15 protein-coding genes and 1 pseudogene are annotated in these 12,028 nt (G+C 68.9%); 8 read left to right on the top strand and 8 right to left on the bottom strand.

Annotated elements, in window-relative coordinates:
- Positions 1-19: 19 nt before the first annotated feature.
- Positions 20-826 carry a MarR family winged helix-turn-helix transcriptional regulator gene (locus ACWDEN_RS06990; RefSeq protein WP_450857725.1) on the top strand — a complete coding sequence of 269 codons (807 nt, stop codon included), beginning with the start codon at positions 20-22 and terminating at the stop codon, positions 824-826.
- On the opposite strand, the gene ACWDEN_RS06985 is transcribed toward ACWDEN_RS06990, so the two are convergent.
- Positions 724-1,398 carry a GntR family transcriptional regulator gene (locus ACWDEN_RS06985; RefSeq protein ID WP_450857723.1) on the bottom strand — a complete coding sequence of 225 codons (675 nt, stop codon included), beginning with the start codon at positions 1,396-1,398 and terminating at the stop codon, positions 724-726. The two genes, ACWDEN_RS06990 and ACWDEN_RS06985, sit on opposite strands and share 103 nt — an antisense overlap.
- On the opposite strand from ACWDEN_RS06985, the gene ACWDEN_RS06980 reads away from it, so the two are divergent.
- Entirely contained in the window at positions 1,397-2,224 is an 828-nt protein-coding gene (locus tag ACWDEN_RS06980) for an SDR family NAD(P)-dependent oxidoreductase (protein WP_450857721.1), read from the top strand. The two genes, ACWDEN_RS06985 and ACWDEN_RS06980, sit on opposite strands and share 2 nt — an antisense overlap.
- Before the next feature lie 149 nt (positions 2,225-2,373).
- Here ACWDEN_RS06980 and ACWDEN_RS06975 read toward each other — a convergent pair whose 3' ends face one another.
- Positions 2,374-3,309, bottom strand: coding sequence for an Lrp/AsnC family transcriptional regulator (locus ACWDEN_RS06975; RefSeq protein ID WP_450857719.1), 936 nt, complete (start codon positions 3,307-3,309; stop codon positions 2,374-2,376).
- Between the two features lie 145 nt (positions 3,310-3,454).
- Here ACWDEN_RS06975 and ACWDEN_RS06970 point away from each other — a divergent pair, with 145 nt between their 5' ends.
- Positions 3,455-3,961, top strand: a complete 507-nt coding sequence (locus ACWDEN_RS06970; protein WP_351608035.1) for a DUF6640 family protein — start codon at positions 3,455-3,457, stop codon at positions 3,959-3,961.
- 113 nt (positions 3,962-4,074) lie between these two features.
- Positions 4,075-4,269 carry a hypothetical protein gene (locus tag ACWDEN_RS06965; RefSeq protein WP_450857717.1) on the top strand — a complete coding sequence of 65 codons (195 nt, stop codon included), beginning with the start codon at positions 4,075-4,077 and terminating at the stop codon, positions 4,267-4,269.
- A 64-nt stretch (positions 4,270-4,333) separates the two neighbouring features.
- Here ACWDEN_RS06965 and ACWDEN_RS06960 read toward each other — a convergent pair whose 3' ends face one another.
- Both ACWDEN_RS06960 and ACWDEN_RS06955 read right to left on the bottom strand, forming a co-directional pair.
- Entirely contained in the window at positions 4,334-5,491 is a 1,158-nt protein-coding gene (locus ACWDEN_RS06960; protein ID WP_351608030.1) for an ABC transporter permease, read from the bottom strand.
- A gap of 223 nt (positions 5,492-5,714) precedes the next feature.
- Positions 5,715-6,500, bottom strand: coding sequence for an SDR family NAD(P)-dependent oxidoreductase (locus tag ACWDEN_RS06955; RefSeq protein ID WP_351608027.1), 786 nt, complete (start codon positions 6,498-6,500; stop codon positions 5,715-5,717).
- Positions 6,501-6,737: 237 nt separating this feature from the next.
- On the opposite strand from ACWDEN_RS06955, the gene ACWDEN_RS06950 reads away from it, so the two are divergent.
- Both ACWDEN_RS06950 and ACWDEN_RS06945 read left to right on the top strand, forming a co-directional pair.
- Positions 6,738-7,421 carry a TetR/AcrR family transcriptional regulator gene (locus ACWDEN_RS06950; RefSeq protein WP_450857714.1) on the top strand — a complete coding sequence of 228 codons (684 nt, stop codon included), beginning with the start codon at positions 6,738-6,740 and terminating at the stop codon, positions 7,419-7,421.
- An 81-nt stretch (positions 7,422-7,502) separates the two neighbouring features.
- Positions 7,503-8,063 (top strand): MFS transporter, encoded by a 561-nt coding sequence (locus ACWDEN_RS06945; RefSeq protein ID WP_450857712.1) that lies wholly within the window; start codon positions 7,503-7,505, stop codon positions 8,061-8,063.
- A gap of 209 nt (positions 8,064-8,272) precedes the next feature.
- On the opposite strand, the gene ACWDEN_RS06940 is transcribed toward ACWDEN_RS06945, so the two are convergent.
- From ACWDEN_RS06940 to ACWDEN_RS06930, 3 genes are all read right to left on the bottom strand, one after another.
- Positions 8,273-8,524 (bottom strand): transposase family protein, encoded by a 252-nt coding sequence (locus ACWDEN_RS06940; protein ID WP_351608023.1) that lies wholly within the window; start codon positions 8,522-8,524, stop codon positions 8,273-8,275.
- An 82-nt stretch (positions 8,525-8,606) separates the two neighbouring features.
- Positions 8,607-9,035 carry a hypothetical protein gene (locus tag ACWDEN_RS06935; RefSeq protein ID WP_450857710.1) on the bottom strand — a complete coding sequence of 143 codons (429 nt, stop codon included), beginning with the start codon at positions 9,033-9,035 and terminating at the stop codon, positions 8,607-8,609.
- A gap of 251 nt (positions 9,036-9,286) precedes the next feature.
- On the bottom strand, positions 9,287-9,655 hold the full coding sequence (locus tag ACWDEN_RS06930) for a hypothetical protein (RefSeq protein WP_351608018.1): 369 nt from the start codon (positions 9,653-9,655) through the stop codon (positions 9,287-9,289).
- A 748-nt stretch (positions 9,656-10,403) separates the two neighbouring features.
- Here ACWDEN_RS06930 and ACWDEN_RS06925 point away from each other — a divergent pair.
- A complete protein-coding gene (locus ACWDEN_RS06925) occupies positions 10,404-10,589 on the top strand; it encodes a hypothetical protein (RefSeq protein ID WP_351608014.1) in 186 nt (61 codons plus the stop codon).
- 54 nt (positions 10,590-10,643) lie between these two features.
- On the opposite strand, the gene ACWDEN_RS06920 is transcribed toward ACWDEN_RS06925, so the two are convergent.
- Entirely contained in the window at positions 10,644-11,708 is a 1,065-nt protein-coding gene (locus ACWDEN_RS06920; protein ID WP_450857707.1) for a tyrosine-type recombinase/integrase, read from the bottom strand.
- A gap of 95 nt (positions 11,709-11,803) precedes the next feature.
- Here ACWDEN_RS06920 and ACWDEN_RS06915 point away from each other — a divergent pair.
- Positions 11,804-11,968: pseudogene (locus ACWDEN_RS06915) on the top strand (pirin family protein); the annotation flags it as partial.
- Between the last annotated feature and the right edge of the window lie 60 nt (positions 11,969-12,028).

Here is a 12,028-nt window from a genome sequence, read left to right as displayed (position 1 = left end):
GAAGTTTTGTGGTTGCTTCATGCGCTGTTCCGACTCCGAGCCCGAACCGCTCTCGCATCATGCGCTCGCGGAGGCGGCCCACGAGCTGCGTTCGGCCATGCATCACCTGCTACGCGTTATGAGCGTGGAAGAGGCCGACGGCGATCCGGGCAGCCAGCTCACACCGTCGCAGTCCTCGCTGCTCAAGCGGGTCCGCAGTGCCGGTCCCAGCACTCCGGCCGATCTGGCCAGGGCAGAGTGGGCGCGGCCGCAGTCGGCGTTGGCCACGCTCAAGCCCCTGGTTGAGGCGAGCCTGGTGGAACGGTACCCGCACCCGACGGACGGGCGGCAGATCCTGATCGTCCTGTCCGAGCGGGGCCGTGACCTGCTCGCCGAGCGGGACACCACCCGCAGTGATGTGCCGGCGGTGATGATCGCCGAACGGCTGAACCCGGCCGAGCAGCGCACCGTCGCCGAGGCCGCCACCCTGCTGCGGCGCCTGGGCGATCACCGAGCCCGGGCAGCACACGGCGCCACCGCCTCCGCGACGGAGCGGGCGCCACCAACGCTCTCTCGTGTACGGCAAGGACACACCCATGAGCCTCACCCCCTTCGACGACAAGACCGCCCTGGTCCTGAGTTCACCGAGCCGGCCGACGGCCTGGCCAAGGACAGCGACATCCTGATCACCAAGCGGCACTGGGGTGTTAGTCAGGAAGACCACCCGGAACCCCGCACTCCGGTTCACGACGGGGCGCGCGAGGCCACGATCAACGTGGTGGTCAACTCGATGTGCGCAGTCAGCGCGGCAACGGCGGCGTCGGCGTCGCCGTCGATCGCGTGCTGAAAGATGGTGGCGTGCTCCTGGGCCGGTTCGCGCGCGGCGTCGGACGGGTCGATCGCTTCCGACCAGCGGCGGTAGAGGCAGGCGCTGTCCCGCAGTGCCGTCGCGATCGCGTAGAGACGAGGGCTGCCGCACCCGGCGACCAGGGCGTCGTGGAAGTTCGCGTGGGCGGCTTCCCACGCCGGGGTGACGCGGGTTGGAGTGAACACGTCGCGGCGAGGTGTGTCGGCAAGGATGAAATGGGTCGCAACGAGCCGGGCACGCCAGTCCATGTCGCCCCGCTCTATGCCACGCCGCAGGGCCAGGCACTCGATGTCCGTCCGCGTCCGGGTCAGATCGAGTAGGTCATCGACGGAGATCGGCGTGACCTGGAAACCAACCTGCGGGTTGGCCAGTACCAATCCCTGCTCGGCCAGTCGGCTGAGCACCTCCCGGATCAGCCCGACGCTGGCGTCGTAGGCCTGGCACAGCGGCGTGAACTTGAGCCGCTCGCCCGGCGCGAAGCGCCCGCCGAGGATGTCAGCCCGCAGCCGAGCGTGCACCTCGTCCGTACGGGTCTTCGCACTGGTTGACATGGACGGCAGGATACACAACTTCGAAGTGACCCTGGATATTCGAATATCTCTTGACTCCTCGAATATTCAGAGCCGAGACTTCTGCCCCATGACCCCTACGACGAAGCGCAGCGTCGTCATCACCGGTGGCGGGACGGGCATCGGCGCCGCCACCGCAGAACTGTTCGCCAAGAGCGGGCACGACGTCACGATCACAGGTCGACGTAGTGACGTGCTGGCCACCACCGCCAAGCGGTTGGGGGTGACCCACGCCGCGTTCGACGCCGCCGACCCGGCCGCCGTTCGGACGGCGCTCGACCAGCTGCCGGCCACCATCGACGTGTTGGTCAACAATGCTGGCGGCAACACCGACCGTCGCCGTCCGCCCGTCGCCGCGGGCGACCTTGCCGGTGTGGCCGACGCGTGGCGGGCCAACTTCGAGGCCAACGTGCTCACCACGGTCCTGGTCACTGAGGCACTCAAGCCGCGGTTGGCGGACGGAGCACGCATAGTCACCGTCGGTTCGGTGGCTGCCAAGCAGGGATCCGGTTCGTACGGCGCAGCCAAGGCTGCCCTGGAGGCATGGAACGTCGAGACCGCGAGGACGCTGGGTTCTCGCGGGATCACTGCCAATGTCGTGGCACCGGGGGTCACTCTGGACACCGAGTTCTTCGCCGGCACGGTGTCCGAGGAGTGGGTCGCGGCACGGGTGTCCGCCGCGTTCAACCAGCGGCCCGGCACCCCGAACGAGATCGCGGAGGCGATCTTCTTCCTCGGCCGGCCCGATTCCGGCCACCTGACCGGCCAGGTGATCCACGTCAACGGCGGCGCCTACGCGGCGCGGTGACCACGTACTGGACCGGGCTGTCGTGCGGGCCGCCCGGCGGCGGGAATGCCAACGGCGAGGCTTTCGGACAATGGCCCCGGCCGACGTGCCCCTCGTTGTCGTGGCAATCGTCTTGGCCAGTGTTGCCCGGTGTCAGCGACCTGCTGGACTCATGAGTTCTTGAGCGTCTGGATGACCGGGGCCGTTTCCATGCACTGGACTGAAGGAAGGGTCGCGACTTTGGTGGTGAGATAGGTGTACAGGGCGCTGGGGTCCGGGCACAGCACACTGGCGAAGAGGTTCGTCGATCCGGTGGTCGCGGCGGTGAAAGGGACCTCGGGATGGGCGGCCAGGGCCTGGCCGGCTGCCACCATTTGGTCCGGGGCTACCGACAGCCAGAGCATGGTCTGGTGGGCCATGCCGAGGCTGCGGTAGTCAAAGTCGACGTCGAAGTAGAGGGCCCCGCTTGCCCTCAGGTCGGCGAGGCGGCGCCGCAGGGTGGTCGCGGGCCGGCCGGTGGCCGTGGCCAGCGCCGTGACATCCGTGCGGCCATCGCGCTCAAGCAGGGCCAGCAACTGCTTGTCAGTGTCGTCCAGGTCGACTTGTGGTCCGTCCGCGGCGCGTGGGGACTCCAACTGGGCCACCTGCTCGGGGGACAGTGCGTGGACATAGCCTTGTGGTCCCCCGAAGAACACGTGGAGCAGGCAGTTGGCGCTGACGTTGGTCACGCGCGGGGTACGGGGCAGTTTTCCCAGCAGGAGTGTCGCGCTGTCGCGGCCTGTGGGCGCCCGCACGATGGCGACGATCTCAGTGCCGCCGGATGTCAGTTTCACCCACGAGGTGTCCGGCCGGCGGGCCAGCGATTCGCCGATAACCCGGGCGGCGTCGGGGGTGCACCGGACCCGGACGAACCATGCGACCTCGCCTACTCGCGCTGGGTCGGTGCGGCCGGTGACACGGATCTTCTTGGCCGAGCGCAGGGAGGCGTAGCGGCGGGCCACAGTCTGGTCGGACAGTCCGAGCACGCCGGCGATCTTGCTGAAGGGTGCTCTCCCGTCCACCTGCAGCGCATGGATGATCTTGAGATCGAGCTCGTCGAATGTCACGGATATCGCCACTGCAGGCCTGCCTATGTCGAAAATCGCCATTTACAACCGGCCGGCTGGGCACTGGGCCCGCCCAGGGCCGAGCATCAATGTGCTCCAAGCCATGGAGAATTCAGCCCCTCACCATCCACTCAAGGAGGCTTCTATGACCAGGATCAGCACCGGAAAGACATTGCTGACCCTGACCTCTCTCGTGACGGCGTATGGCAGCTACTTCTTCGACTGGAACGAAACCCACATCTACAACCCCAACTGGCCGCCGCACGCCAAGTTCCACAACGCTCAGACCATGAGCATGGGCACCGCGGTGGGCATGGCCGGCCTTTACACGCTGTGGGGCCGCCGCGGCCCCTGGACCCGGGACCGCCTGCAGGTCAGCACCGCCGCCGCGTCCGTCTACTGGATCACGCAATTGTCGTCGACCCTCTTCCCGGGAACAGCCCTGTTCGACGGGCCATGGCCCGCGTCCGCCCTTGACCGCGCGGACGCCGGGGCGTCCGGACCGGGCAGCGGCCGGGAACAGGAGGAACAGGTCCCGGCGAGGCCGCCCAGGGTCCGTGGCCCGCAGACCGTCGTAGCGAGCGTCTCGCTGGCACTGAACGTTCTGGCTTACGGTCTGGAGAGTCGGCGTCTCGCGCGAGGATCTGAATAGCAGTCAAGGGTGGCGCGCAGCGCCATCGCGACAGCGAGGCGACCGGGCAGCGCCTGGAGCAGGCCGGCTTCGTCACCCGCAAGCCCTCTCCGCTCAACCGTCGGGCTGTCGTCGTGGCCGCCACTCGCGCGGGCCAGGCCCTGCGCGACCGGGTGCAGCGGGCATGGAGCGACCTGGAAGAGCTCACCGCCGCAGGGCCGGCGGACGGGGAGCGCGAAGAAGCCCTGCGGGTGCGGAGACGGATCGAGGCGAACCTGACGACCGCTCCGGCCGCCACCGACTCCGCGGGCGGGGCCGCGGCCACCTGAACGCGTTCAGCCGCTGCCCGGGCCGCTTTCGGTGGCTCTGGGCCGTCCGCCGTACCCGGAGTGGTCATACCGCGGGCGCCTTCCGCCGAGCGGCTCGGACGTCGAGGGTGTACTGGACGGCCAGGCACCCGAGCGTCCAGGAGGCGAGCACGAGCAGGCCGCTGGCCAGGTGCGCGCAGTGGTAGTAGCCGGCGCCGCGCAGTGCCCGGACGGCGGCGGCCGGAGGCATGATCTGCGCCAGGGGAGCCAGCCACGGCGGCAGGAAGGAGGGCGGCAGGATGCCCCCGGAGGTGGCATTGCCGAAGATCAGCAGCACCACCGACGCCACAGGCATGCCGATCGGACCGCATATGCGCAGCAGCACTCCGGCTGATACCGCCGTGGCCATGGCCAACAGGCCCGCGATCACGGCCACGGTGGTGAACGCGGCTGGCAAGGCGTGGAAGGCCTGGTGGCCGAGGAGCGCCACCATGACGCCGCTCGCGGCCGCGAAGACCGCGGTGGAGGCCAGCCGGGCGGCCAGCTGCAGGCGCGGGGCGATCTGGTAGGAGGCCACCGAGAACAGGAAGCCGGCCAGCACGACGCCGAAGGAGGCGTAGAAGACCGACAGTCCGCGGGCATCGCCGGGCGCCAGCGGTACAACGTCCTCGACCACTACCGGGTGTCCGACCACCGAGGTGACGGCGGCCTGCAGGCCGGCGACAGTGGACGGCCCCTGGGCGCCCGCCGCGAGGAGCACCGTGCTATTGCCCTCGGTGACCAGGGCGGCGGGCACCCGGTCGTGCGTGACGGCGTCGCGGGCGGCGTCGGCGCCGGCGTAGCGGTGGAAGGTGTAGGCGTCCGGCGCGGTGTCGTTCAGGGCGAGCTCGGTGCGTGCGGCCGTCCGGTCGGAGGCTGCGATGCCCAGTGGCTGGTGGTGAGCCGTGGGCGCGTGGAAGGCCGCCAGGTACACCGCGACGAACACCGTTCCGATCGCCAGCGCGGTCACCACCGGGACGAGCATGGCCTTGCGGATCGCGGCGCCTGCGGCGAGTACCGGAGTGGGGACACCCGGCTCGGTGTCGAGCAGGGCATGGCGGCCGCGTCGCTCGCTGTTCTCAGGGCGGGAGCCCAGCGGCACGTCGACGGACGCCCCCGCCGAGGGGTCGGCCGAGGAGGTGGAGGGGCTCGACTCGACACCCTCGGGGTACGTGTGCGGGGGAACGGGCGTGGTGTGCTGCATGTGGGTATCTGCCGCTTACGCGCGGCCTGCGGTAGGGACTTCTTGTATGAGCGCCAACTGGGCTTCATCCGTGCGGACTTGCCTACGGAGCGCCTGGGCCGGGCCAGTCCGCGTCAGCGGCTGCCGGCCGGCCGCATGACGCCGGTCACGCAGCGGGGTGGCGGGACCGGCGCCGGTCACGACATGGGCCGTCGACGGCAGCGGGCCTCGGTCGAGAAGGCTTCTAGAAGAAGCCGCCGTCCACGGGCAGCGTGCGGCCGGTCATGTAGGCGGCGTCGTCGGAGGCGAGGAAGGCATAACCCGCGGCGATCTCCTCGGGCTTGGCCAGACGGCCGAGAGCGCCGTGGACCGACAGCCACTGGGAGAGCGGCATCGAATCCCTGAGCAGGGGGTGCTGATAGCGGGCGCCGTGCTCCGCGGCCATGTCGGTGGCGGTGCCGCCGGGGGCGATCGCGTTGACTGTGATGCCGCGCCGGCCGAGCTCCGCGGAGAGGTTGAGGACTATGGATTCCACAGCCGCCTTGGACGAGGCGTACAGGGTGTGGCCGAACACGGCGCGGGAGGCGCTCACCGAGGAGGTCAGCACGATCCGCCCGCCCTCCCGCATGTGGGCCGCGGCGTGCTGGACGGCGAACAGCTGACCGCGAGTGTTCACGGCGAAGACGTGGTCGAAGTCGGCCGGGGTGATGTTCTCCAGCGCGTCGAAGTGCTCGATGCCGGCGCACGAGGCCAGGACGTCGAGCCGGCCGAACTCGGACACCGCCTGCTCGACCAGGGCCCTGGTCTGCTCGGGATCGGCGACGTCCGTGCGCACGGCCAGTGCCCTGCCGCCGTCGGCCGTGACCGTGTCGACCAGCTCGTCCGCCGCCTGCTTGTTGCCGCGGTAGCCGATGGCGACCGCGGCTCCCTCTGCGGCCAGACGCGCGACGACCGCCGCGCCGATCCCCCGGCTGCCTCCGGTCACCACCGCGGCCTTGCCCGCGAAGCGGCTGCTGCCCAGTGAGGTCATAGGTCTTCTTTCCTTCCCGTGTTGACGAACCGGCTCTCGGGACACACCGGGTGCACCAGCCGCGCCGCCGCCCCCTGCCCACGAATGCAAGGGAGGTCGGGGCTCTGGGTCCAGCCATCGCGTTCCACGGGCCGACACGGACCAGGCTAGCACTAACCGCAGTAAATCCTTCACTTATCCTGGGTGTCGTACGCTCGGCACGCACGCGGAGCACGACGACAGCAGAGGTGGACCACCGTGACCGGCAGCACCCCAGGGCGAGACGGGACCCCGCAGCTGCGCGCCGACGCCGCACGCAACCGCGCCCAGATCCTGACCGCGGCGCGCACCGCCTTCCGTGAGTCGGGCACCGCCGTCCCCCTGGACGAGATCGCCCGCCGGGCAGGCGTGAACATCGCCACCCTCTACCGACGCTTCCCTGACCGCGACGCCCTGATCGCCCAGGTCCTCCTGGACGGATTCGCCCTCGTGCTCGACACCGCCCGCGCGGCGGCGAAGCAGGCGCAGACCGACCCGTTCACGGCTGTGGAGACCTTCCTGCAGGACCTCATCGACAACCGCGACCTGCTCTCACTGCCCCTGATCGGGGGCCCGATGACGAACAAACCCCAGGCCCGCGAACTGCAACGGGAGATCGCCGCCGCACTGGAGGAGATCCTCACCGAAGGGCGCACCCGCAAGGCTCTCCGGCCCGACATCACAGCCGTCGACCTGATCACCACTGCCGCGCTGATCTGCCGCCCCCTGCCCTACCTCCCACCCCAGCAGGCCACCGCGCTGGCCGCGCGACACCTCGGCGTCTTCCTCGACGGGCTGCGCCCGGAACGCACCCGCACCCTGCCGGCAGCTCCCACCCACGAGGAGATGACAGCCCACCTCGTCCCCGAAGGCGGATCGGCCGACACCCCGACCGAGCCCTGACCCGCAGCCATGCCCGCTGTGGGGCCTGCCTTCCCCGTCCGGATGGCAGGCCCCGCAAGCTTTTCTGGATACCCGCCGGCGATGGCCGCGGTGATGGCCCTGTCCGGCTGGACCCTGGAACGCTTCGGCGCCCGGACGATGTGGAGCACGAGCATCCGCCTGTGCCTCCTCGGGTCGGTACTGTGCGGCACCGCCGGGGATGCCCGCAGTCTCATCGCGTTCGGGATCCCGTCCGCGTTGGGCCCGGTGGTCGGTGGCGCCATCGTCGATGACTGGAACTGGCGCTGGATCTTCTTCATCAACGTCCCGGTGTGCATCGCCGCCATCGTGCTCGCCTGGCGGACCATGCCGACCAGGCGGTCACGCACCGCCGGGAAGCTGGATGTCCTTGGCCTCCCGGTGCTCTCCCCGGCCTGCGCCGGGGTGGTCTTCGGCCTGAACGAGGCCAGCAAGCACATTTCGTTCGCCGATCGGCACGTCGTGGTCCCGCTGGCCATCGGGGTCCTGCTGCTCGCAGCGTTCGCGGTGCACGCGCTCCGCACCGACAACCCGATCCTGGATCTGCGGTTGCTGAAGGTCCGCGGCTTCCTGTCCTCATCGGCTGCGAAATCGTCGACACCGAGGATGCGCGGGGTGTCGTAGAGCGGGTCGGGCATCGCCCCGATCCGGTTCAACAGTCCCATCCGCCCCGCCGTCACTCCCAGGGCGTTGGCCCGTCCGAGCTCCGGCCCGGCCGGTCAATGCGAGCGCGATCCGGTCCGGCACCGCGCCCAGTCGATCGGTGCACCGGGGCGTAGGGGATGGTCAAACCCGGTATCTGTGCGACGGATGTGCGCTGAGAGCAGGAGCCGTCAGCGCAGACGAATCGCCTCACCGACAGCAAGGGTCCGCACGGCGTGCCCGGCCACCGGGAGATCCTGCAGACGGCGCTCGTAGCGGTCCTGCACACGAGCCGATGCCCGGCCACAGGCTGGACACGAGCCCGCGTCGCGGCGGCCGCTCAACCGCGCCACCATCCCGCACGCGCCGTACGCCGCCGCGGTGACCAGTACCTCGAGGCCCTTGAACAGCACATCCTGCCAGGTGAGTTCGTCGCGGTTCATGTTCTGGGTGCCGCCAGACCCGCTTTCCGGCCGTGCCGGCTGCGGGGCCCACCACCGCTGGTGTTCGGGTCGCCTCCGCGGGTTAGCCGGTCGCCGCGGGGACGGGGAGGTGATCAGCGCCGCGTGCTGCCGGCCTCCACAGCAGTCGCGGTCGTGGACGTCGCCCTGCCGGACAGGCCGGGGGAAGGAGACCTTCACAGCCCGGGCGAGGCCGTGGTGCCAGGTGCTCGATGACGTCGCGGTCGCGGATCCCGCCCATCGCGATGGTCTGGCAGCCCACCAGGCGGGAGCCCTCCAGCTTGATCGTGCAGGTGTCCGCCTCGTGGTACTCGGCCCCGCTCACCCGCACCGTGCGGTCATCGAGCGCGGTGTAGCTGGCGCGTCCGGTGTCCAGGGCACCGGACGGCTCGTTGATCAGGTAGGGGTTCGCGTTCTCGTACAGAGTGGCCGTCTGCTCCGGGAAGGTCACCCGGGCGGCTGCGCAGCAGGCCGTCGTTATCGACTGGGCCACGGCGCTCAGCAGGCTCGGTCTCAGCTGGCGGCTCCTGCTTCTGCTCCTCGAATTCGGTGCGCTTCGGCCGGCGGTGTGGCACCGTGGGGCCGCTGGGCCCGTCGCTCTCCCCCGTGACGACGGGCCAGTTCTCGTATCAAGCGTGCACCCCGGCGAGCCCTGGGTGTGAGGCCGACACGAACGGCACCTGCTTTTGGAGGCCAGGCGGCGACGCTTCGTCCTCATCCTGGCCCCACAGCACTGGTCAGCCGTCATTCAGAGGGGCAGTTGTCCCACAGCTGGGAGAGCTCCCGGGGAATTCCGACGCAGCCGCCGCTGAATGGGGCGGCGCTGTGGCTGTAACCCCAGGGCCGGCCGCCCCGGAGGATGAAGTACTTGCGCGCACTGCCATCGTCCTGGATGCCGACCTGCTCCTGGCGCGTCGCGCCCGGGGTGAGTTCGAAGGCGGTCGCGGCGTACCGCGTGTCCCCGCACTGCCCGTAAAGGAACTGGCCCGGGCGCGGCTTGATGTGGTGGAAAAGGGCGTTGTGGCTGGTGTACGCCCGGGTGACCGCCGTCTTGACCGCCGCGGTCGCGACCAGGTTCCGGCATCCGGTGATCTTCGCAGACGCAGCCGGCACCGTCTGGGCATCGCCTGCAGCCGCGGTGGCCGCCGGCTGAGTCCCGCCCGGAGCCGCTGCAGCCGAACCGCCCGCATGAACCGAACCAGCCCCAGAACCAGTACCGGTACTGCTGCACGCGCCGAGCAGAAACACGGCGGACACCGCGACAGCGGTCGAAGCCATCGCGCGAGGCATAGTGGAACGCATCAGAACTGGTCCCCCCCAGAAAGAGCACATGACGTGGAAACAGGCAGGTCGCGCCTGTCCCGTGCACGCCATTCTTTCGGCCGTTCTCGACAACAATCCCCCCGTCCCGTCACAGCCCTGCAACGACAAACCGCCCATCCTGGGTTCGACGGGCGCCCCACTGGCCTCCTTGGTCCGGCACCCCAACCCAGGTGTTGGAGGAGCTCCTGAATAACCTCGCAGACGGCGACGGCTGGGACGCGGCCATCGGCGCTCCGGTGATCGAGAAGATGGCCACCGCCCCAGGCATCAGACATTTGCGCGGGTCAGAAGCGCGGCAGATGGTGCACCACCAGCAACCAGGGAACTGCTGAGACGAACGTGCAGCGCGCCGAAGGCCGGATCCCCTATCTCCGGTCGAGTCACCCACTGCGCGGCGGCCCTGGGGCCAAGGGCTCAGATGCCGGTGCTCGGAAATCACGAGGGAGCGTTTCCGTACCACTCGATCCGCTGCCCGGCAAACCGCGGTCTACAGCGGAGGCTCAGGCCCTGTCGTCGAATGTGACCTTGAGGACCTTGCATGCCCATGCAGTTCATGAACGCCAAGCAGACCGCCGAGTATCTGAACATGTCGATCACATGTGTGTACCGAGATGCACCCAAACTCGGACTCGTCCCCTACAAGTTCGGGAACGGCCGTAGCGCCAAGCTGCAGTTCAAGGTCACCGATGTGCACGCCTGGGCTCGGCAGCAGAAGCTCGGCTGAGTTCCTCCACGCTGGATTCCTGGCCGCCGGCGCGGCCAGGAATCACCCGCCGCGTCAGGCTGCGAGTGCCATGTCCAGCACCTGCGCCGCCTTGCCGATCGATCCCGGCAGAAGGTGCCGGTAGATCTTGAACGTGACGTCGACGCTCTTGTGTCCCATCCACTCGGCGACGTCCGTGATCGGGATGCCGTTGCTCAGGCAGTTCGACGCGTAGAACTGGCGGTTGCCGTAGAGGACCATCCCTTCCGGGACGTCCGCCTTGCCCGCTGCCCTGATCCGCTTCCACTGGTTGTCCATCCCCCAATGCGGATACGGCTTGCGAGGGTCGGTCGGCTGACGCAGCAGGTAGCCGTCAAACGTGCCGTACTTTTCGGCGTACCACTCGATCGTCTCCCTGATACGAGCGGGAAGGGGCACATCGCGGTACTCCCCCGCCTTCCTGTGCTTGAGCGGCCCGTACCGGCGAGTCGACAACACGACCTGCTCAGTGACCCGGTACACGTCATCGGCCACGACGTTGTCCAGGTTCACCGCGAAGGCCTCGCCGTTCCGCAGGCCGCAGCCGCTCATCAGGTCCACGACCAGCATGAAGGCGTCGTCACCCGCGGCCCGTATCGCTCGAAGCTGTTCGAGAGACGGGATCACCGCCCGAGCCGGGTCGTACTGAGGCGGCTTGACGCCATCCAACGGGTTGTCGGAGAAAATACCGAGCCGATGCGCATCGAGGAGAACCGCGCGCAGCTTGTCGAAGGCGTTGGACTGCGTGGCCACACCAACACCATTGCGTTCCATGGTTCGGATGAAGCCGTCAACCACCTTGTGGTCGAAGGAGTTCATCCGCCGACTGCCGAGCGCCGGGTAGAGGTGGTGCTCCAGCAGCGAGTCGAGGTGCCGCAGCGACGAGACAGCCAGGTGCCGCTGGCCGGCCTTCCACTCCTCGACATACTCCTCGAAGCGCATCCGCCCGTACTTCTGGATTCGCTCCGCCTTCGACTGGGACCGAGGCATCGCCTTCTTCTGGTTGTAGACCTCCATCAAACGCGCGATCGCCTTGTCCTGGGTTCCGAAGCCGGACTCCTCCGTATGCTTGCCCCCCCGCGGGAGCGCGCGTGCCGCCATGCGGTGCTGTCTCCTCGGCGTCCAATGCTGACCTTTTGCTGACGTCCGAGGGTCTTCGATGCCCCTGACCTGGGAAGAATCGCCAATCACGTGATATGTGGTGGGATTTCGCGGGGCGCACCCAGTCAGAGATCGAGCAGGCCCGCGACGACTGGACGAAAGGGACCCGATTCGGCGAGGTGAAGGGGTACGAAGGGGGGCCGTTGCCCGCGCCGGAGCTGCCGTCGGTACCGTTGAAATCTCGGGGTCGAGCGCGCTGAACTGGCATTTTCGCAGTTCTCATCAGGCCGATGCTGACCCAATACTGACTTTACTGACGG

This window comes from Streptomyces sp. NPDC001153 (genome assembly GCF_053598315.1).
This window is presented reverse-complemented; position numbering and strand designations above follow the sequence as displayed.